This is a genomic window from Streptomyces sp. NPDC001056 (assembly GCF_053598955.1).
This window is the reverse complement of the sequence record NZ_JBSFLI010000001.1, coordinates 90,641-110,416: the sequence shown is the minus strand read 5'-3', so window position 1 is coordinate 110,416 and position 19,776 is coordinate 90,641. Positions and strand designations below refer to the sequence as shown.

The 19,776-nt window shown below is 73.3% G+C and carries 18 protein-coding genes; 15 read left to right on the top strand and 3 right to left on the bottom strand.

Translation table 11 applies throughout. The features are described 5' to 3' along the window. Positions 1–96 precede the first annotated feature (96 nt). The 14 genes from fbaA to ACWDD7_RS00425 all read left to right on the top strand — a co-directional run bounded on the left by fbaA (position 97) and on the right by ACWDD7_RS00425 (position 15,042). Positions 97–1,119, top strand: a complete 1,023-nt coding sequence (gene fbaA / locus ACWDD7_RS00490) for a class II fructose-bisphosphate aldolase (protein WP_351869008.1) — start codon at positions 97–99, stop codon at positions 1,117–1,119. A 118-nt stretch (positions 1,120–1,237) separates the two neighbouring features. Further along, on the top strand, positions 1,238–2,698 hold the full coding sequence (locus ACWDD7_RS00485) for an MFS transporter (RefSeq protein ID WP_450455407.1): 1,461 nt from the start codon (positions 1,238–1,240) through the stop codon (positions 2,696–2,698). A 53-nt stretch (positions 2,699–2,751) separates the two neighbouring features. After that, positions 2,752–3,165 carry a DUF3151 domain-containing protein gene (locus ACWDD7_RS00480; protein ID WP_450455405.1) on the top strand — a complete coding sequence of 138 codons (414 nt, stop codon included), beginning with the start codon at positions 2,752–2,754 and terminating at the stop codon, positions 3,163–3,165. Positions 3,166–3,320: 155 nt separating this feature from the next. Further along, on the top strand, positions 3,321–4,166 hold the full coding sequence (locus tag ACWDD7_RS00475; RefSeq protein WP_351869020.1) for a tryptophan 2,3-dioxygenase family protein: 846 nt from the start codon (positions 3,321–3,323) through the stop codon (positions 4,164–4,166). Then, the gene (gene kynU, locus ACWDD7_RS00470) at positions 4,159–5,343 is read left to right on the top strand and encodes a kynureninase (protein ID WP_450455402.1); all 1,185 of its coding nucleotides are present in this window, start codon (positions 4,159–4,161) and stop codon (positions 5,341–5,343) included. The genes ACWDD7_RS00475 and kynU overlap by 8 nt, the downstream gene beginning before the upstream one ends. Before the next feature lie 275 nt (positions 5,344–5,618). Then, the gene (locus tag ACWDD7_RS00465; protein WP_450455400.1) at positions 5,619–6,494 is read left to right on the top strand and encodes an alpha/beta hydrolase; all 876 of its coding nucleotides are present in this window, start codon (positions 5,619–5,621) and stop codon (positions 6,492–6,494) included. A gap of 150 nt (positions 6,495–6,644) precedes the next feature. Beyond that, entirely contained in the window at positions 6,645–7,604 is a 960-nt protein-coding gene (locus ACWDD7_RS00460; RefSeq protein ID WP_450455398.1) for an alpha/beta hydrolase, read from the top strand. Then, on the top strand, positions 7,597–8,862 hold the full coding sequence (locus ACWDD7_RS00455; protein WP_450455396.1) for an acyltransferase family protein: 1,266 nt from the start codon (positions 7,597–7,599) through the stop codon (positions 8,860–8,862). The genes ACWDD7_RS00460 and ACWDD7_RS00455 overlap by 8 nt, the downstream gene beginning before the upstream one ends. Before the next feature lie 10 nt (positions 8,863–8,872). Beyond that, positions 8,873–10,276: a sensor histidine kinase gene (locus tag ACWDD7_RS00450; RefSeq protein ID WP_450455395.1), complete on the top strand. Its 1,404-nt coding sequence runs from the start codon at positions 8,873–8,875 to the stop codon at positions 10,274–10,276. Continuing rightward, positions 10,273–10,953: a response regulator gene (locus tag ACWDD7_RS00445; RefSeq protein ID WP_450455393.1), complete on the top strand. Its 681-nt coding sequence runs from the start codon at positions 10,273–10,275 to the stop codon at positions 10,951–10,953. The genes ACWDD7_RS00450 and ACWDD7_RS00445 overlap by 4 nt, the downstream gene beginning before the upstream one ends. A 94-nt stretch (positions 10,954–11,047) precedes the next feature. Beyond that, complete coding sequence (locus ACWDD7_RS00440; RefSeq protein ID WP_450455391.1) at positions 11,048–12,406, top strand: sensor histidine kinase; 1,359 nt, start codon at positions 11,048–11,050, stop codon at positions 12,404–12,406. Next, positions 12,403–13,068, top strand: a complete 666-nt coding sequence (locus ACWDD7_RS00435) for a response regulator transcription factor (protein ID WP_351869044.1) — start codon at positions 12,403–12,405, stop codon at positions 13,066–13,068. Before ACWDD7_RS00440 ends, ACWDD7_RS00435 begins: the two co-directional genes overlap by 4 nt. Positions 13,069–13,131: 63 nt before the next feature. Next, a complete protein-coding gene (locus ACWDD7_RS00430) occupies positions 13,132–14,352 on the top strand; it encodes a cytochrome P450 (protein ID WP_450455389.1) in 1,221 nt (406 codons plus the stop codon). Positions 14,353–14,439: 87 nt separating this feature from the next. Continuing rightward, positions 14,440–15,042, top strand: coding sequence for a Uma2 family endonuclease (locus ACWDD7_RS00425; RefSeq protein ID WP_450455388.1), 603 nt, complete (start codon positions 14,440–14,442; stop codon positions 15,040–15,042). A 5-nt stretch (positions 15,043–15,047) separates the two neighbouring features. Here the strand turns inward: ACWDD7_RS00425 and ACWDD7_RS00420 are convergent, their stop codons facing one another. Further along, entirely contained in the window at positions 15,048–16,652 is a 1,605-nt protein-coding gene (locus tag ACWDD7_RS00420) for an ABC transporter permease (protein ID WP_450455386.1), read from the bottom strand. Continuing rightward, a complete protein-coding gene (locus ACWDD7_RS00415) occupies positions 16,649–17,635 on the bottom strand; it encodes an ABC transporter ATP-binding protein (protein ID WP_450455385.1) in 987 nt (328 codons plus the stop codon). The genes ACWDD7_RS00420 and ACWDD7_RS00415 overlap by 4 nt, the downstream gene beginning before the upstream one ends. Positions 17,636–17,708: 73 nt before the next feature. On the opposite strand from ACWDD7_RS00415, the gene ACWDD7_RS00410 reads away from it, so the two are divergent. Next, positions 17,709–18,212: a GbsR/MarR family transcriptional regulator gene (locus ACWDD7_RS00410; protein ID WP_450455383.1), complete on the top strand. Its 504-nt coding sequence runs from the start codon at positions 17,709–17,711 to the stop codon at positions 18,210–18,212. A gap of 13 nt (positions 18,213–18,225) precedes the next feature. On the opposite strand, the gene ACWDD7_RS00405 is transcribed toward ACWDD7_RS00410, so the two are convergent. After that, on the bottom strand, positions 18,226–19,737 hold the full coding sequence (locus tag ACWDD7_RS00405; protein ID WP_450455382.1) for an APC family permease: 1,512 nt from the start codon (positions 19,735–19,737) through the stop codon (positions 18,226–18,228). Positions 19,738–19,776: the final 39 nt, after the last annotated feature.

Below are 19,776 nucleotides of genomic sequence, written 5' to 3'. Positions count from 1 at the left end.
TGCTGTCTGGAAAGATGGGGGGCCGACGACGACGTCACCCACCAGGTCTAGGTCAGGGCCGTAGCAGAACCCACCCGCAACACAAGGAGCGGACAGATGCCCATCGCAACCCCCGAGGTCTACGCCGAGATGCTCGACCGGGCGAAGGCAGGCAAGTTCGCCTACCCGGCCATCAACGTCACCTCCAGCCAGACCCTGCACGCGGCGCTGCGCGGCTTCGCGGAGGCGGAGAGCGACGGCATCGTCCAGATCTCGACCGGTGGCGCCGAGTTCCTCGGTGGTCAGTACAGCAAGGACATGGTGACCGGCGCGGTCGCGCTGGCCGAGTTCGCGCACATCGTCGCGGAGAAGTACCCGGTCAACATCGCGCTGCACACCGACCACTGCCCGAAGGACAAGCTCGACGGGTACGTCCGTCCGCTGATCGCGGTCTCCGAGGAGCGCGTGAAGGCCGGCCGCAACCCGCTGTTCCAGTCCCACATGTGGGACGGTTCCGCCGAGACCCTCGCCGACAACCTCGCCATCGCCCAGGAGCTGCTGGAGCGCACTCGCGCCGCCAAGATCATCCTGGAGGTGGAGATCACCCCGACCGGGGGTGAGGAGGACGGCGTCTCGCACGAGATCAACGACTCCCTGTACACCACGGTCGACGACGCGATCCGTACGGCGGAGGCGCTCGGCCTCGGTGAGAAGGGCCGCTACCTGCTGGCCGCGTCCTTCGGCAACGTGCACGGCGTGTACAAGCCGGGCAACGTCGTCCTGCGTCCCGAGCTGCTGAAGGAGCTCAGCGAGGGCGTGGCCGCGCGGTTCGGCAAGGAGTCCCCGTTCGACTTCGTCTTCCACGGCGGCTCCGGCTCCACCGAGCAGGAGATCCAGACCGCGCTGGAGAACGGCGTGGTCAAGATGAACCTGGACACCGACACCCAGTACGCGTTCACGCGTCCGGTCGCCGGTCACATGTTCGCGAACTACGACGGCGTCCTGAAGGTCGACGGCGAGGTCGGCAACAAGAAGGCCTACGACCCGCGCACCTGGGGCAAGCTGGCCGAGGCGAGCATGGCCGCGCGCGTCGTGGAGGCCACGCAGCACCTGCGCTCGGCGGGCAACAGGATCAAGTAAGCGGTACGTCCGTACATCGCGTACGGCGGTCCCGGCGGTCGGCACGACCAGGCCGCCGGGGCCGCCGTACCGCCGTGTCCGCGCGCAGCGCCGCCGCACGCCGGTTATATGTGGGGGCATGCCCGCAGTCCGGCTCGGCTCGTCCCGGGGTACGTGGATCCTGCTCACCACGGTGCTCGGCTCCAGCATGGCCATGCTGGACTCGACCGTCGTCAACGTGGCGCTGCCCCGCATCGGCCGTGAGCTGGACGCGAGCCTCGGCGCGCTCCAGTGGACCGTCAACGCGTACATGGTCACGCTGGCCGGGCTGATCCTGCTCGGCGGCTCCCTCGGCGACCGCTACGGCCGCCGGAAGATCTTCGTGCTCGGGGTCGTCTGGTTCGCCGCCGCCTCCCTGCTGTGCGGCATCGCGCCGGACGTCGTGCCGCTGATCGCGGCGCGCGCCCTGCAAGGCGTCGGCGGGGCGCTGCTCACCCCCGGCTCGCTCGCCCTGATCCAGGCGTCCTTCCATCCCGACGACCGCAGCCGGGCCGTCGGCCTGTGGTCCGGGTTCGGCGGGATCGGCGCGGCGGTCGGCCCCTTCCTGGGCGGCTGGCTGGTCTCCGGGCCCGGCTGGCGCTGGGTCTTCCTGCTCAACGTGCCGCTCGCCCTGCTCTGCGTGCCGGTGGCCCTGCGGCACGTGCCGGAGTCGGCCGACGAGGGCGCCCACGGCCGCTTCGACGTCCTCGGGGCGGTGCTGGGCGCGCTGTCCCTCGCGCTGCTGACGTACGCGCTCATCGAGGCGCAGGGGGGTACGGCGGCGGTGGCGGTGAGCGCGGTGCTCGGCCTCTGCGCGGCGGCCGCGTTCGTGTACGTCGAACGGCATCGCCCCGATCCCATGCTGCCGCCGGACGTCTTCGCCTCACGCCAGTTCACCGCGGTCAACCTGGTCACGCTGTGCGTGTACGCGGCCTTCGGGGGCTTCTTCTTCCTCACCGCGCTCCAGTTGCAGGTGGCGGTCGGCTGGTCGCCGCTGGCCGCGGGGACGGCGCTGCTGCCGACCACCGTCCTGATGCTGCTGTTCTCCTCCGCGTCGGGCGCGCTGTCCGACCGTACGGGGCCGCGGTTGCCGCTCACCGCCGGGCCGTTGCTGTGCGCGGTCGCGATGCTGCTGATGCTGCGCGTCGGGCCGGGCGCGAGCTACTGGGCCGACGTGCTCCCCGCGCTGCTGGTGATGGGCGCGGGCATGGTCACCCTCGTCGCGCCGCTGACCGCGACGGTCCTCGCCTCCGTCGACACCGCCCGCGCGGGCGTCGCCAGCGGCATCAACAACGCGGCGGCCCGTGCGGCGGGGCTGGTCGCGGTGGCGGCGCTGCCGCTGCTGGCGGGGATGGGCGCGGACGCGTACCGCTCGGCCACGGCCTTCGACGCCTCGTTCGACCGGGCGATGCCGATCTGCGCGGGGGTGCTGGTGGTGGGGGCGGGGCTGGCGTTCTTCCTGGTCAAGGGCCGTCCGGCGGCGGGGTGTCGGCATCCCGAGCGGCATACGCACTGCTCGCTCGCCGCGCCACCGCTGGAGGGGGAGCGGAGCGGTTCGTAGCCGCCCCTTCGGGGTGCCGCCGGTCGTGGGTCCGCGTACGCGAGACTGAACCCATGACCATTCACGAGAACCTGCTCGGCGGGCCGCCCCCGATCCACCTCCCCGACGACCCCGAACCCCGTGAGCAGCTGGCCGGGGGTACCGCGCCGGCGGACGTCGCCGCGCAGCACCCCACCTCCTCCCTCGCGTGGGCGCAGCTCGCCGACGACGCCTTCGAGCGCGGCTCGGTCGTGGAGTCGTACGCCTACGCCCGTACCGGCTACCACCGCGGTCTGGACTCCCTGCGCCGCAGCGGCTGGAAGGGCCACGGCCCCGTCCCCTGGGAGCACGATTCCAACCGCGGCTTCCTGCGCGCCCTGCACGCCCTCGCCCGTGCCGCCCAGGCCATCGGCGAGCAGGACGAGTACGAGCGCTGCACGCAGTTCCTGAAGGACTCCTCGCCCACCGCGGCCCAGACCCTCGGCTGAGCCCGGACACCGGCTGTCACCTGTGTGGCCCGTCTGGCAGCAGGCGGGCCTTGCCGTACCCGTGGTCATTGCGGAGGATGCGATTGGGGACCGGGGCCCCCGTGCCGGCATCGGCAGGGGCGGACCGCTACCCGGAGCAACAACAGGAGACAGCGATGTCCCAACAGGCTCACCCCCACGAGGCCGCTGAGCCCGAGACCCCGCATCTCGATTTCGCGGGTACGACGCCGTACGAGGACTACGTCCGTGCGGACCTGCTGACCCACCTCCAGCACACCCTCTCGGACGACCCCGGCGAGATGGTCTTCCTGGTCACCACCCAGGTGATGGAGCTGTGGTTCACGGTGCTCGTGCACGAGTGGGAGACCGCCGCCAGGGCGCTGCGCTCGGACGACGTGCCCACCGCGATCTCCGCGCTGAAGCGTTCCGTGCGCGAGCTGGAGGCCCTGAACGCCTCCTGGACCCCGCTCGCCGGTCTCACCCCCGCCCAGTTCAACTCCTACCGCGGCGCCCTCGGCGAGGGCTCCGGCTTCCAGTCGGCGATGTACCGGCGCCTGGAGTTCCTGCTCGGCGAGAAGTCCGCGTCCATGCTCGTCCCGCACCGCGGCGCGCCCCGCGCCCACGCGGAACTGGAGAAGGCGCTGCACGAGCCCAGCCTCTACGACGAGGTGCTGCGGCTGCTGGCCCGCCGGGGCCACGCCATCCCGGACGCCGTCCTCGACCGCGACGTCTCCCAGCGCCACGAGCCCGACGCGGCCGTCGAACAGGCATGGGCCGCCGTCTACTCCGGCGAGCAGGACGGCGAACTCGTCCGCCTCGGCGAGGCGTTGACCGACGTCGCCGAGCTGGTGTGGCGCTGGCGCAACGACCATCTCGTGGCCACCCGCCGCGCGATGGGCGCCAAGGCCGGCACGGGCGGCTCCGCCGGGGTGGCCTGGCTGGAGAGGCGCGCCCGCAAGAACGTGTTCCCCGAGCTGTGGACGGCGCGGTCCCATGTCTGAACTCAACCTGAAGGCCGAGGAACTGGACGCGGCGGACGGACTCGCGCCGCTGCGTTCGCGGTTCGTCCTCGACGACGTGGTCTACCTCGACGGCAACTCCCTCGGCGCGCTGCCCGCGCACCTCCCCGACCGGCTCGCGGACGTCGTGCGCCGCGAGTGGGGCGAGCTGCGCATCCGCTCCTGGGAGGAGAGCGGCTGGTGGACGGCGCCGGAGCGGATCGGCGAGCGGATCGCCCCGCTGGTCGGGGCGGCGCCGGGGCAGGTCGTGGTCGGCGACTCCACCAGCGTCAACGTGTTCAAGGCAGTGGTGGCCGCGGCACGGATGGCGGGGGAGGACCGTACCGAGATCCTGGTGGACGCGACCACGTTCCCCACGGACGGGTACATCGCCGAGTCGGCGGCACGGCTGACCGGCCGCACCCTGCGCGCGGTGACGCCCGCGCAGGTGCCGGACGCGCTCGGGCCCCGGACGGCGGCGGTGCTGCTCAACCACGTCGACTACCGCACCGGCCGGCTGCACGACCTGCCGTCGCTCACCACCGCGGTCCATGCCGCGGGGGCCCTCGCGGTGTGGGACCTGTGCCACAGCGCGGGTGCGCTGCCCGTGGGGCTCGACGAGCACGGGGTGGACCTCGCGGTCGGCTGCACGTACAAGTACCTGAACGGCGGGCCCGGTTCGCCGGCGTTCCTCTACGTCCGCCGCGCGGCGCAGCCCCGCTTCGACTCCCCGCTGCCCGGCTGGAACTCCCACGCCGACCCCTTCGGCATGAGCCCGTCGTACGATCCGGCGCCGGGCGCGGTGCGCGGGCGCGTGGGTACGCCGGACATCCTCTCCATGCTGGCGCTGGAGGCGGCGCTGGACGTCTGGGAGGGCGTGCCGGTCGGCGCCGTCCGGGCGAAGTCGCTCGCGCTGACGGACTTCTTCCTGGAGTGCGTGGCCCAGTACGCCGGGGACCGCGTGGAATCCGTGACCCCGGCCGCCCACGAGGAGCGCGGCAGCCAGGTCTCGCTGCGCTGCGAGGACGCGGGCGAGGTCATGAAGAAGCTGATCGCGGCGGGCGTCGTGGGCGACTTCCGGCCCCCGGACATCCTCCGCTTCGGCTTCACCCCGCTGTACACGAGCTTCGCGGACGCGGAGCGGGCGGCGAGGGTCCTGGCGACGGTTCTGAGGGGTTAGGCCTCTCCCGCGACCCCGGCAAGATCCGGAAGACGGGCCCTGGCCGCCCACCGCCGTCGGCCGCGGGCCGACGGCGGCTCGTCGCGCGGTTCCCCGCACCCCTGGGGAACCGCGCGGCGGTCGGCCGCAGGCGGCGCCCCGCACGCGCCGGCGGGCGGACCCCCGCCCCGCGTCGACGCACGTCACCCGCCTGGTACCGTTCCCCGCCAACGGCCGACGAAGACCCCCACCCGGTCCGCCGCACCAAGAACGTTCCGTCGTTGAGAGGTTGGAGCATGCCGGACGACGCCGCCGCAGCCCGCGCCGCCGCCGAAGAGGAGTCGGCCTTCTCGCACACCCCGGTCGACCCCGACGCCACCGCCCCCTACGGCCCCCACCCCGATCAGGTGATCGACTTCTACGCGCCCCGCACCGCGGAGGGCGCCCCCGCCCCCCTGGTCGTCCTCCTGCACGGCGGCGCCTGGCGCGCCCGCTACGACCGCCGTCACGTGACACCCCTCGCGGACTTCCTCGCGCGCAAGGGCTTCGCCGTGGCCAACGTCGAGTACCGACGCGGCGGCGAGGCGCCCGCCGAGGGCCGGACCCCGCCGGCCGGCCGCTGGCCCGACACCTTCGACGACGTCGCCGCCGCCCTGGACGCCCTCCCGGCCCTGGCCCGCGAGGCGGTCCCGGGGGCCGACGCCCGCCGTACCGTCCTCACCGGCCACTCCGCGGGCGGCCACCTCGCCCTGTGGGCCGCCGCACGCCACGTCCTGCCCCAGGACTCCCCCTGGCGCATACCCGAAGCCGCCCCCCTGCGCGGCGTCGTCGCCCTCGCCCCGATCGCCGACTTCACGGTGGCGGAGGAACTGGGCGTGTGCGAGAACGCCTCGCTCCAACTCCTCGGCGGCAACGAGCACTTCGAGCAGAGGCGACCGTACGCCGACCCCGCCCTCCTCCTCCCGACGGGCATCGCCACCACCCTCGTACAGGGGCGTGCGGACCTCGTCGTACCGCAGGCGGTCAGCGAGGCGTACGCCGAAGCCGCCGCCAGGGCGGGGGAGATGGCGGGCCTGACGCTGCTGGAGGACGTGGGCCACTTCCCGCTCATCGACCCGGCCGCCGACGCCTGCGCCGTCGTCGCGGAGGAGATCGCCCAGCTCGCCTGGTGAGCGACCCGTAAGGGGAACCGCGGTCATACCCGTAGTACCTGAGAGGTACTCCGCAGGACAGCTCCCCGGCGGGACGCCGACGACCCCCCTCGCTTCCTAACTTCCCTTCCAGCCAAGCCCGATGGCCGGGTCGGCTGGAAGGAAGCCGCCATGGGGCGCCCCCCGCACCGCACCCGCCGTACCCTCGTCGCCGCCCTCCTCGCCGCGGCCCTCACCGTCCCCCTCTCCGCGGCCGCCCGACCCCGCGTCCCGGCGCCCGCACCCGCGGCCCTGCCCCCGCTCACCCCGGCCGCCCTCACCACCGTCTACGCCGCCAACCGCGCCGACGCCGACCGCGCCGCCCGGATGGCCGCCGCCCACGGCGACTCCCGCCGCGCCGACGCCGACCGCACTCTGGCCTCGGCCCACCGCCGGCTGCTGGCCTTCGACGGGCGCGGCGCGGGCCTTGCCACCGAGGTTTTCGGCGACCTCGCCCACGCCGACCGCATCGCGATCCTCGTCCCCGGCTCGGACACCTCCCTCGACACCTACGGCCGCTTCCACCGCGCGGCCGAGTCCCTGTACGCGGCCGCCGACCGCGCCCCCGGGCCCCGTACCGCCGTCGTCGCCTGGCTCGGCTACACCACCCCGGCCACGGTCAGCACCACGGTCGCCACCACCACCCGCGCCGACGAGGCCGCCCCCCGTCTGCACGCCCTCGTACGGCAGTTGCGCGCCCTCGCCCCCGCCCACGCGCACCTCGCCCTCCTGTGCCACTCCTACGGCTCCGTCGTCTGCGGCCGGGCCGCGCGCGGGCTCGACGTGGACGACATCGCCCTGGTCGGCAGCCCCGGCACCGGCGCGGACGACGTCCGCGGCCTCGGCACCCGCGCCCGCGTCTGGGCGGCCCGCGGCACCGACGACTGGGTGGCCCACGTGCCGCACGTGCGCGTCGACCTGCTCCTCGCCACCGTCGGCCTCGGCACCGACCCGGTCTCCCGCGCCTTCGGCGCCCGGGTCTTCGCCGCGGGCGACGCCGACCACAGCGGCTACTTCACCCCGGGCTCGGCCTCCCTCGCCAACCTGGCCCGGATCACCCGCGGCGAGACCTCGGAGGTCACCCGTGCCTGACACCGGCAGCCGTACGGCAAGGAGCATCCGGTCGGCGATACGGCACGGCGCCCGCCGCGTCGACGCGGCCACCCCCGACTCCCGCGACCGCGCCGTCGACGCCCTGCGGGCCTGCGCGATCCTCGGTGTCGTCCTCGGCCACTGGCTGGTCACCGCGCTGGTCGCGCACGACGACGGACTGCACACCGCCAGCCCCCTGGGGCGCATGCCCTGGCTGGCCCCGGTCTCCTGGGTCTTCCAGACCCTGGCGGTGTTCTTCCTGGTGGGCGGGCACGTGGCCACCAAGAGCCTCGCCTCCGCCCGCGCCCGCGGCCTGACGTACGGACAGTGGCTGCACTCGCGCCTGGCCCGGCTCGCCCGCCCGGTCCTCGCCCTCCTCTGCCTGTGGGCCGTGGTCACCGCGGCCCTGCTGCTCACCGGCGCCCCGGCGGACACCGTCCACACACTCGGCAAACTCGCCCTGTCCCCGCTGTGGTTCCTGCTGGTGTTCGCCGCGCTGACCGCCGCGACCCCGCTCGTCACCCGGCTGCACCCGCTGTGGCCGCTCGCCGTCGTCCTGCACGTGGACGTGCTGCGCTTCGGCCTGCACCTCGGCCCCTCCTGGCTCGGCTGGGCGAACCTGCCCGCCGGCTGGCTGGTCCCCTACACCCTCGGTGCCGCCTGGACCCGCGGCGAGCTGGACACCCGCCGCGCGGGCTGGGTCCTGCTCGCCTCCGGTACGACGGCCACGGCGCTCCTCGTCGGCTGGGCGGGCTACCCGGCCGCCATGGTCGGCGTCCCCGGCGCGGCGGTCTCCAACCTCGACCCGCCGACCCTCGCCGCCGTCACCTTCGGCCTCGCCCAGTGCGGGCTGGCGCTGCTGCTGCGCGACCGGCTGCGCCGCGCGATGCGCCGTCCCCTGCCGTGGGCGGCGGTGGCCACGGTCAACCTCTCCGCGATGACGATCTTCCTGTGGCACCAGACCGCCCTGATGGCCACCACCGCCGCGGCCCTCCCGGCCGGCCGCCTGCCCGGACTGCACACCGCGCCCGACGGCCCGGCCTGGATCGCCGTCCGCCTCCTCTGGCTCCCGGTGTTCGCGCTGGTCCTGACGGTGTGCTGGGGCGCGTTCCGGTCGTACGAACAGGGCGGTGGCCGCCGTGCGCGCGACCGGGGTGCGCACGGTCGTCGCAGCCGGGTGGTCCGGGTGCACCGGGGCGTCGCGGGCGACGGGGAAAGGGGGGCGGGCCCCCGTGTTTCCCGAGGTCGCCGTGTCTAAGGTGGACGGCGTGACCGAAACGGGGGGTCGTCAGGGATTCGCGCTGCTCGCGGACCGGGCGCGGCAGTTGCTGGTGGTGTTGCGGGACGATCTGTGCACGCTCCGGCGCGATCCGCTGCCGGTGTTCGTGTGGCTGCGCTGGCTGCCGCACGGGCTGGTGTGCCTGGCCGCGTTCGGGGTCGGGGCCGGCGGTGTGGCGCAGCTCGCGAACAACGGCGGGGTGAGTCTCGGCTCCTCCTTCGCGATCGGCCTCGCGCAGGCTGGTGCGGCCGTGCTGGCGCTGCGCCGGCCCATGGCGGCCTGGTGGCTGTCCATGGCGGCGACCGTGGTGTGCGCCGCCGCGGTCCACGACCACCTGGGCCGGATACCCGGCGTGGTGTTCTCCTGGCCCTGGACCGTCGCCGGGATCGTCGCGCACCTGCTGGTCATGCTGCTGCTCGCGCTGCGCGTGCGCGCCCGGGTGGCGGTCGAGGCGCTGGTCCTGACCGCGCTGGTCACCGCCCTCCTGGAGGGCGGCTGGGGCGGGGTCGTCTACCAGCCGACCGGGGTCGCCGCGGTGGTGCTGTCCGCGGTGGTCGTGGCGCTCGGCATCGCCGTGCGCGGCCGCCAGCAGGCGCGCGCCGAACTCGTGGAGCAGACCAGCCTCACCGCAGAGGAGCGGGCCCGCCGCACCCTGCTGGAGGAGCGCAGCCGCATCGCCCGGGAGCTGCACGACGTGGTCGCCCACCACATGTCGGTCATCTCCATCCAGGCCCAGGTGGCCCCCCACCTCGTGGAGCGGCCCTCGCCCGAACTGGAGGAGAACCTCGCGGGCATCCGGCAGAACGCACTGGAGGCCCTGACCGAACTCCGCCGGGTCCTCGGGGTCCTGCGCTCCGCGCACCCCGAGGACCCCGAGGGCCCCTACGGGCTCGGCGCGCCCGGCACCGGGGCCGCCCCGGACGCCCCCCAGCCCACCCTCGCCCGGCTCGGCACCCTGATCGAGAACACGCGCGCCGCGGGGCTGGACGTGAGCGCCGAGGTGCGGGGCACGGTGCGGCCCTACACCCCAGGCGTGGAACTGTCGGCGTACCGGATCGTGCAGGAGGCGCTGAGCAACGCGCTGCGGCACGCGCCGGGGTCGAAGGTGCGCGTCGAGGTCGCCCACCGTCCCGACGGCCTCCATCTGGAGGTGGCCAACTCCCCCGCCGGGCAGCCGGTTTTGCCCTCCCAGGGAGCCGGGCACGGGCTGCTCGGCATGCGCGAGCGCGCGGCGATGCTCGGCGGCCGGGTCACCGCGGCCCCGACCGCGCGGGGCGGCTTCACGGTCACGGCCTTCCTCCCCGGTGACGGCACCCCGTCCGAGGACCCGCCGCCCCCGGTCCCCCCGCCCTTCTCGCCTTCCTCGCCCGCGACAGGAGAACAGACCCCATGACGAGCGGCGCCGACGCCATCCGCGTGCTCATCGCCGACGACCAGGAGATGGTGCGGCAGGGCTTCACCGTGCTGCTCGACGCCCAGCCCGGCATCGAGGTGGTCGGCCAGGCGGTGGACGGCCGGGAGGCGATAGCCAAGGCCGCCGAACTGGCCCCGGACGTCGTCCTGATGGACATCCGCATGCCCGAACTCGGCGGCATCCAGGCGACCGAACACATCACGGTCGCCCAACCCGCCGTCAAGGTACTGGTGCTGACCACCTTCGACCTGGACGAGTACGTGTACGACGCTTTGCGCGCCGGCGCCTCCGGGTTCCTGCTCAAGGACGCCTCCGCCGACAAACTCGCCGAGGCGGTACGGGTGGTGGCGGGCGGCGACGCCCTGCTCGCCCCCGGCATCACCCGGCGCCTCATCGCCGAGTTCTCCCGCCTGGACGGCGGCCGCCGCTCCCCGCTGCGCCGGCGCGTCGGCGACCTCACCGAACGGGAGACGGAGGTGCTGGCACTGATCGCGCAGGGGCTGAGCAACGCGGAGATAGCGGTCCGCCTGGTGGTGGCGGAGCAGACGGTGAAGACGCACGTGGGCCGGATACTGATGAAGCTGGGACTGCGGGACCGTACCCAGGCGGCGATCTTCGCGTACGAGTCGGGCCTGGTCAGACCCGGGGCGCGGTGAGGGCCGTATGCCCCGTGTAGTACCTGAGAAGGACCCCGCGGAACCCCCCTCCAAGCTGACGACCGGCCGCCGCCCGCCGCCTACCGTTTCCCGTGTGACCGAGACGACCCACACGCACGCCACGCCACCGCTCGGGGCCGGCCGCCCGCGCAGCCCGGAGTTCCGGCTGGCCGCCGACGCCCTCGCCGGGCTGCGGCAGGACCTGTTCCACGACGCCTTCGCCTACCGTCCGCTGCCGCGCCTCGGCCCCGACAGCCGTTTCGTGCGCCGCCGTTCGGGCCGGCCGCGTGAGTACGCGACCTGGACCCCGCACGCCGTGGTGGCCTTCTTCGGCGTGCTGGCCATGTGGCTCGGCGTCGCCCGCGCCGACGCCTCCGCTGCCTCGACCCTGATCTGCGGACTGCTGGCCCTGGCACCGGTCCTGCTGACCCTGGTGCGCCCCGCCGGGGCGTTCTGGCTGTCCCTCGCCGCGTGCACGGTCACCGGGATCGTCAGCGGGGGCGACTGGATGAGCGGGACGTGGACGCCGGGCAGCTTCCTCTCCCATCTGGTGGTGCTCACCGTCGTGGCGCTCCGCACCCGGCCGCGCACCGCGGCCTGGATGTGGGTGCTGACCGGGGTGTACGGCTTCTTCGACGCGAGCCTGTTCGGCCACCGGTACGACCGTGCCGACGTGGCCCAGATGCTGCTCCTGTCCGCGCTGATCCTGCTGGTGGTCGCCGTACGGCACGTCCGCCGGGAGGCCGCGCTGGAGGTGACCGCGCAGCAGACGGTGACCGAGCACGAGCGTTCGCGGCGCACCCTGCTGGAGGAGCGCACCACGATCGCCCGCGAGCTGCACGACGTGGTCGCCCACCACATGTCGGTGGTCGCGATCCAGGCGGAGGCGGCGCCCTACCGGGTGGAGAACCCGCCGCCGGAGCTGGAGAAGGCGTTCGCCACCATCCGGGAGAACGCGGTGGCGGCCCTGACCGAGCTGCGCCGGGTCCTCGGGGTCGTGCGCGCGGAGGACTACGCGGCGCCGGACGCCCCGCAGCCCACGCTCGCCGACCTCGACGGGCTGCTCGCCAATGTGCGCGAGGCAGGGCTCCGCGTGGACAAGGCGGTGACGGGCGCGGTGCGCGAACTGCCGCAGGGCGTCGAGCTGTCGGCGTACCGCATCGTCCAGGAGGCACTGAGCAACACGCTGCGCCACGCGCCCGGGGCGAGCGCCCGCGTGGAGCTCTCGTACGTCCTCGGCGGCCTCGGGCTGCGCGTGGTCAACGGTCCGCCGCCCGCGCCGAGCCTGCTGAAGCCGTCGCCGGGCGCCGGGCACGGCATCACGGGCATGCGGGAGCGTGTCACCATGCTGGACGGCGAGATGACGGCGGCCAGGACGGACGACGGAGGCTACGAGGTGGCGGTCTTCCTCCCCGTGCCGGCCCCGGCCCCCGAAGCCGAGGACGGCGCATGACGATCCGCGTCCTGATCGCGGACGACCAGATGATGGTCCGCGAGGGCTTCTCCGTCCTGCTGAACGCGATGCCGGACATCGAGGTCGCGGGCGAGGCGGTCAACGGCCGCGAGGCGGTGGAGCAGGTGCGCCGGCTCGCCCCGGACGTCGTCCTGATGGACATCCGCATGCCCGAACTCAACGGCATCGAGGCGACGCGCGAGATCGTCGCGGCCGACGCCACGGCGAAGGTGCTCGTCCTGACCACGTTCGACCTGGACGAGTACGTCTACCAGGCCCTGCGCGCGGGCGCCTCCGGCTTCCTCCTCAAGGACGCCTCGGCCGGTCAACTGGCCGATGCCGTGAGGGTGGTGGCCGCCGGCGAGGCCCTGCTCGCCCCCTCCGTCACCAGACGCCTGATCACCGAGTTCTCCCGTCTGCCGGACGCCCGCCGCCCCTCGCCCACCGCCCGGACCGCCTACGGCGACCTCACCGAACGCGAGACCGAGGTCCTCGTCCTCATCGCCCAGGGCCTGTCCAACGCGGAGATCGCCGAGCGCCTGGTCGTGGCCGAGTCCACCGTCAAGACCCACGTCAGCCGCATCCTCGTCAAACTGGGCCTGCGCGACCGCACCCAGGCGGCGGTCTTCGCGTACGAGGCGCGCCTGGTGACACCGGGCTGACGGAGGGACGGGTGTGCGGTGCGGTCCTGGTCAGGCGGTGGGTCGGCGGGTTAGCGTCGCCGCATGGCAGGCTCCGGTGAACTCGTTTTCGACCCCTGGGACCCGGCGTTCGTGGCCGACCCGTACCCGGCCTACGCCGAGCTGCGCGCCCGCGGGCGGGTGATCCGGTACGAGCCGACGGACCAGTGGCTGGTGCCGCACCACGCGGACGTCTCGGCGCTGCTGCGGGACCGGCGGCTGGGGCGGACGTACCAACACCGTTTCGGGCACGAGGAGTTCGGCAAGGCCGCGCCGCCCCCGGCGCACGAGCCGTTCCACACGCTCAACGATCACGGGATGCTCGACCTGGAGCCGCCGGACCACACGCGGATCCGGCGACTGGTGTCGAAGGCGTTCACGCCGCGCACGGTGGAGCGGCTGGAGCCGTATGTGCGGCAGCTGGCGGACGAGTTGGTGGCGGCCCTCGTCCGGGACGGCGGCGGCGATCTGCTGAAGGACGTCGCCGAGCCGCTGCCGGTGGCGGTGATCGCCGAGATGCTGGGGATTCCGGAGGCGGACCGGGGGCTGCTGCGGCCCTGGTCGGCGGCGATCTGCGGGATGTACGAGCTGAACCCGTCCGAGGAGACGGCGGCGCGGGCGGTACGCGCGTCGGTCGAATTCTCCGGTTACCTGCGTGAGTTGATCGCCGCGCGGCGCGGGCAGCCCGGGGACGATCTGATCTCCGGACTGATCGCCGCGCACGACGAGGGCGACCGGCTGACCGAGCAGGAGATGATCTCCACCGCCGTACTGCTGCTCAACGCGGGCCACGAGGCCACCGTCAACGCCACGGCCAACGGCTGGTGGGCCCTCTTCCGCAACCCCGCCCAGCTGGCCGCCCTGCGCGCCGACCACCGCCTCGTGCCGACCGCGATCGAGGAGCTGATGCGCTACGACACCCCGCTCCAGCTCTTCGAACGCTGGGTCCTGGACGACATCGAGATCGACGGCACGACGATCCCGCGCGGCGCCGAGATCGCCATGCTCTTCGGCTCCGCCAACCACGACCCCGCCGTCTTCCCGGACCCCGACCGCCTCGACCTCACCCGCGCCGACAACCCGCACATCTCCTTCAGCGCCGGCATCCACTACTGCATCGGCGCCCCCCTCGCCCGCCTCGAACTGGCCGCCTCCATGACCGCGCTGCTGCGCCAGGCCCCCACCCTCGCCCTGGCGACCGAACCGGCCCGCAAGCCGAACTTCGTGATCAGGGGGCTGGAGGGTCTGAGCGTGGAGGTGCGCTGATCACCCGTTCGGCTGATCACGCGGCTGTTCTGGCATATGCCAACCGCCGGCACGGCACGCTGGTGCCCGCCTTACGAGGAGGGCACCATGACGGTTATGGCAGAGCGCGAGTTGCAGTCGGCCCAGATGTCGGTGGAGGAGTTCGAGAGGATCGCCGAGTCCGCGGCCAGGGAGACCGACGACACCGTCAGGTTCGAGTTCATCAACGGACGGATCGGGGTCAAGAAAGTGCCGGACGGCGACCACAACAGCATCGTGCTGTGGCTGATGCAGCAGTGCATGCAGGCACGGCCCGACCTGGACCTCTACCAGGGGCAGGGACTGAAGGCGGAGAGGTACCGCGCTGGGCGGGTGCGGCCGGACGCGGTCCTCGTGCCCAGGCGCCACTTCGCCGGACATGGCGAATGGGCCGATCCGAAGGGCGCGTTCCTGGTCCTTGAAGCCACTTCCCACGATTCCGACACCGACCGTCGAGATCGTCAAGAGACGCCCGTGGCCTACGGTGCTGCGGGCATCCCCTTCTACCTGCTGGTCGACCGCGACGACTGCACTGTCACGCTGTTCAGCGATCCGGACCCCGGCCTCGGCTACCGCAACGCCCACAAGGAGGCCTTCGGTGCCAAGCTGCTGATCCCCCAGCCTCTCGGCATCGAACTCGACACCGAGGAGCTCAAGCAGTACGTCGATTGATCACCTCACCCCGCCACATCCCTCCTCCGCAACCCCGCCAGTCCCACCCCGACCAACAGCACCGCGAGCCCCGTGAGGAACAGCATCGGCGGCCAGTGCACCGCCCCGCCCGGCAGCTTCGGGAGATGGGTGAAGGGGGAGAGGTCCAGCAGGGACTGGGGGGCCTTGAGGGCGGGGCCGATCCAGCCGAGGAGGAGGACGGCGCCCGCGACACCCCAGGCGGCCGTCGCGCCGCGCGGCAGGACGCCGTAGAGCAGGACGGCGATGCCGCCGATGACCCAGATGGCGGGGAGCTGGACGAGACAGGCGGCCACGAGGGGGCCGATGTCCTTGCCGTAGCCCGCCGCGAAGCCCAGGCCGGCGAGCAGCATCAGCAGGGCCGCGCCGCCGAAGGCGATGACCAGATGCCCGGCCGCCCAGCGCAGCCGGCCCACCGCGCCCGCGAGGACCGGTTCGGCCCGGCCGGAGGACTCCTCGCCGTTCAGCCGCAGCACCGACTGGACGATGTACAGCGCCGCGACCAGCCCCAGCATGCCGATCAACGCGGCCAGCAGCGCGTCGGTGAGCCCCGACTGCCCGCCCATCCGCTGGAAGATCTCCCGCGCCTGGTCGCTGTCCCGCACCATGTCCGTCGCGCCGGTCACGACCCCGCCGTAGACCACCCCCGCGACGAAGAACCCGAGTCCCCAGCCCAGCACGCCGCCCCGCTGCAACCGCCAGGCCAGCGCGCCCGCCGTGCCGAGCCGCCCGGCCGCCGGTCCCGGACGCGTGGGCAGGAAGCTCATCCCGACGTCCCGGCGCCCGGCCAGCTCGTAGGCGACCGCGCCCTGGACCACCGCCGCCCCCGCGAACAGCGCGAGCACCCACCAGCGTTCGCCCGCGAAGGGCCGCAGGTCCTCCAGCCAGCCCAGCGGCGACAGCCAGGTCAGCACCGAGGAACCGTCGGACGACGCCGAGTCGCCCGCCGCGCGCAGCACGAACGCCGCGCCCAGCACCGCCGACGTCAGCCCGCGTGCCAGCCGCGCGCTCTCCGTCAGCTGGGCCGTGATCGCCGCCACGGTCGCGAACACCAGCCCGACCCCGCCGACCCCGAGCCCGAACGCCACCGCCCCCGCGCGGCCCTGCGCGGAAAGCCCCGCCGCGACCAGTACCGCGAGGACCGCGTCGGCGCCCGCCGCCGTCACCAGCGCGGCCGTCAGCGGCGCCCGCCGTCCGACCATCCCGGACGACACCATCTCCTGCCGCCCGCTCTCCTCCTCGTCCCGGGTGTGCCGCAGGACCACCAGCAGGCTCATCACGGCGGCGAGCGCACCGGCGTACACCCCGACCCGCCAGGCCGTGAGCGCGCCCAGCGAGTCGGCGAAGACCGGCCCGACCATGGCCCGCAGCGAGGTGTTCGCCGCCATCTGGTGCATCAGCTGGGCGCGGGCGGCCGGGGTGCCGTAGATCGACTGGAGGCTGTTCGGCATGGACAGCACCATCAGCGCGATCACCGCGATCCACACCGGGATCATCACCCGGTCCCGGCGCACCGCGAAGCGCACCAGGGCGCCGGTACCGGCGAACGACCGGGCGCCACCGGCCCGTACGGAGAGGGACGCCGCGCTCACACCGCCACCCCGTCCGCGTCGTCGGCCGGGTTCGCGTCGTCGGCGCCGGCGCCCTGCGCGTAGTGCCGCAGGAACAGCTCCTCCAGCGTCGGCGGCGTCGACGTCAGCGTCCGCACCCCCGACTCGCCGAGCGCCCGCAGCAGCCCGTCGAGTCGGTCGGTGTCGACCTGGAGCCGCACCCGCCGGCCCTGGACGTCGAGGTCGTGCACGCCCGGCAGGTCCGCCAACCCGGCTGGCACGCTCGCGAGTTCGGCGGTCACGCTGGTCCGGGTCAGGTGCCGCAGCTCGGCCAGCGAACCGCTCTCCACCGTCCGCCCCGTGCGGATGATGCTGACCCGGTCGCACAGCCGCTCCACCTCGCTGAGGATGTGGGAGGACAGCAGGACCGTGCGGCCGCGCGCCCGCTCCTCCTCCACACAGCGCCGGAAGACCTCCTCCATCAGGGGGTCCAGGCCCGAGGTCGGCTCGTCCAGGATCAGCAGGTCCACGTCCGAGGCGAAGGCGGCGACCAGGGCGACCTTCTGCCGGTTGCCCTTGGAGTAGGTGCGGCCCTTCTTGGTCGGGTCCAGCTCGAAGCGCTCGACCAGTTCGGCGCGCCGCCGCGGGTCGAGCCCGCCGACCCGTCGCCCACCGCCACCCTGCCTGACGCGCTTCGCGCGACCCCCTTGACGCAGCCGGCCGAGCAGGTCGATGACCTCGCCGCCGGACAGATTGCGCCACAGGGTCACGTCGCCGGGCACATAGGCGATCCGCCGGTGCACCTCCACCGCGTCCCGCCACGGATCGCGGCCCAGCACCCGCACCGCGCCCGCGTCGGCGCGCAGCAGCCCGAGCAGGACCCGGATGGCGGTCGACTTGCCCGCGCCGTTCGGCCCCAGGAAGCCGTGCACCTCGCCGGCCTCGACGTCGAGGTCGAGGCCGTCCAGCGCATGGGTACGGCCGAAGGACTTGTGCAGCCCGGCGACCGTGATTGCCTTCGTCATGGACCGAACGTACGCTTCTTTCACAAACTTGTGAAGTTACCGAAGGTCCCTAATGTTGGGTACCGTAGGCACCATGACGGAAGCGGTGGGGGCGGAAGCGGCGGCCCGGGACCCCGAGGCGGTCTCGACGTTCGTGGAGCGCTTCGCGGCCCAGCTCGTCGAGGCCGGGATGGCCCGCATGCCCTCCCGCGTCTTCGCCGCCCTGCTCGCCTCCGACACCGGCACCCTGACCTCGGCCGAGCTGGGCGAACAGCTGAAGATCAGCCCCGCCGCCGTCTCCGGCGCGGTGCGCTACCTCGCCCAGGTCCACATGGTCTCCCGCGAGCGCGAGCCGGGCTCCCGCCGCGAGCGCTACCGCGTCCACAGCGACCAGTGGTACGAGGCCCTCACCAGCCGCGAAGCCGTCATCAAGCGCTGGGAGGACGCCCTGCGCGAGGGCGTCACCAGCCTCGGCGTCGACACCCCCGCGGGCCGCCGCCTCGCCGAGACCCTGGACTTCTTCGAGTTCATCGAGCGGGACCTGGCCGCGATGATGGAACGGTGGCGGGCCTACCGGGACGAGAAGTACGCCTGCTGAGGGCGGAGGGCTCCTACCGTTCCCTCGTCTCCTCCAGCACGGTCCGCCCCAGCAGCGCGTACCGCTCCGGAACCCGCCGCTTGAGGTACTGCGCGTACGACACGCCCACCACCGCCACGGCCGCCACCAGCCACGGCGTGGCCCGCAGCACCAGCGAACCCGACTCGCTCCCCGCCGCCGCACCCATGTGGGACACCAGCAGCACCACGACCCCGAGCATCGCCACACCCCCCGCCAGCGGCGCGGCGAACGTCCGGAACCAGTGCCGGCTCTCGGGGTGGTGCGACCGGAAGTACACCAGCACCGCGAACGAGCACACGGCCTGTACGACGAGGATCGCCATCGTCCCGAGGATCGCGAGCAGCACGTACGTCCCGGTGTACGGGTCCTTCCCCGCGGCCCAGAACGCGCCGATCAGCACCGCCGCGACCACCGTCTGCGCCACTCCGGCGATGTGCGGCGACCCGTGCCGGGTGTGCGTGCGCCCGATCGTGCGCTGGAGCGAGGGCAGGACGCCCTCCCGGCCCAGGGCGTACAGATACCGCGCGGCACAGTTGTGGAAGGCCATTCCGCAGGCCAGCGACCCGGTGATCATCAGCCACTGCATGACGTCGACGGCCCAGTGGCCGACGTAGCGCTCGGTGGGGGCGAAGAACATCGTGAGCGGGTTCGCGGAGGACGCCGCCCGCACGGCCTCCGCCTCGCCGTTGCCCGAGATGGCCATCCAGGAGACGAAGACGTAGAAGACCCCGACGCCCAGGACGCTGACCATGGTCGCCTTGGGGATGATCCGTTTCGGGTCGCGGGACTCCTCGCCGTACATCGCGGTGGACTCGAAGCCGACCCAGGACCAGAAGGCGAAGAAGAGGCCGAGCCCGGCGGACGTGCCCTTGAAGGCGTTGACCGGGTTGACCGGCGCGAGGCTGAAGCCGTGCGGGCCGCCGCCGTGCAGGGCGACGGACACCGCCATCGCGGCGAGCACGGTGACCTCGGTCGCCAGCAGCACCACCAGCAGTTTCTCGGCGACGCTGACCCCGAACCAGGTGCCGGTCGCGTTGACCGCCAGCATCAGGATCGCGAAGGCCCACCAGGGCAGGTGCACCCCGGTCTGGTCCCGCAGGGTGGTCGTGGCGAAGGTGGAGAAGATCCCGATCAGCGCGGGCTCGAAGACGACGTAGGCGAAGGTGGCGAGCAGCCCCGAGGCGAGCCCGACGGTGCGGCCCAGCCCGTAGGAGATGAAGCCGTAGAACGCGCCCGTCGACGTGATGTGCTTCGCCATCGAGGTGAAACCGACGGAAAAGATTGCCAGCACGACCATTGCGACGAGATAGCTGGCGGGCGCCCCGATGCCGTTGCCCGACGACACCATGAACGGCACGTTCCCGGTCATCGCGGTGATCGGCGCGGCTGTCGCCACGGCCATGAAGACCACGCCCAGCAGTCCGACAGCGTTGGGTTTCAGCCGGTGAATCGTTTCGCCTCCGCCGGTCTCCGCCGCCGGGACCACGCCCTCGTCCACTGCCATGAATGACCCCCTCCGGGTCCGCTCCCTGGGTCCTGATGG

Excerpts from the sequence above, each read along its gene's own strand:
- fbaA (WP_351869008.1), top strand. The coding sequence starts at position 97 with ATGCCCATCGCAACCCCCGAGGTCTACGCCGAGATGCTCGACCGGGCG.
- ACWDD7_RS00485 (WP_450455407.1), top strand. The coding sequence starts at position 1,238 with ATGCCCGCAGTCCGGCTCGGCTCGTCCCGGGGTACGTGGATCCTGCTC.
- ACWDD7_RS00480 (WP_450455405.1), top strand. The coding sequence starts at position 2,752 with ATGACCATTCACGAGAACCTGCTCGGCGGGCCGCCCCCGATCCACCTC.
- ACWDD7_RS00475 (WP_351869020.1), top strand. The coding sequence starts at position 3,321 with ATGTCCCAACAGGCTCACCCCCACGAGGCCGCTGAGCCCGAGACCCCG.
- kynU (WP_450455402.1), top strand. The coding sequence starts at position 4,159 with ATGTCTGAACTCAACCTGAAGGCCGAGGAACTGGACGCGGCGGACGGA.
- ACWDD7_RS00465 (WP_450455400.1), top strand. The coding sequence starts at position 5,619 with ATGCCGGACGACGCCGCCGCAGCCCGCGCCGCCGCCGAAGAGGAGTCG.
- ACWDD7_RS00460 (WP_450455398.1), top strand. The coding sequence starts at position 6,645 with ATGGGGCGCCCCCCGCACCGCACCCGCCGTACCCTCGTCGCCGCCCTC.
- ACWDD7_RS00445 (WP_450455393.1), top strand. The coding sequence starts at position 10,273 with ATGACGAGCGGCGCCGACGCCATCCGCGTGCTCATCGCCGACGACCAG.
- ACWDD7_RS00435 (WP_351869044.1), top strand. The coding sequence starts at position 12,403 with ATGACGATCCGCGTCCTGATCGCGGACGACCAGATGATGGTCCGCGAG.
- ACWDD7_RS00430 (WP_450455389.1), top strand. The coding sequence starts at position 13,132 with ATGGCAGGCTCCGGTGAACTCGTTTTCGACCCCTGGGACCCGGCGTTC.
- ACWDD7_RS00425 (WP_450455388.1), top strand. The coding sequence starts at position 14,440 with ATGACGGTTATGGCAGAGCGCGAGTTGCAGTCGGCCCAGATGTCGGTG.
- ACWDD7_RS00415 (WP_450455385.1), bottom strand. The coding sequence starts at position 17,635 with ATGACGAAGGCAATCACGGTCGCCGGGCTGCACAAGTCCTTCGGCCGT.
- ACWDD7_RS00410 (WP_450455383.1), top strand. The coding sequence starts at position 17,709 with ATGACGGAAGCGGTGGGGGCGGAAGCGGCGGCCCGGGACCCCGAGGCG.
- ACWDD7_RS00405 (WP_450455382.1), bottom strand. The coding sequence starts at position 19,737 with ATGGCAGTGGACGAGGGCGTGGTCCCGGCGGCGGAGACCGGCGGAGGC.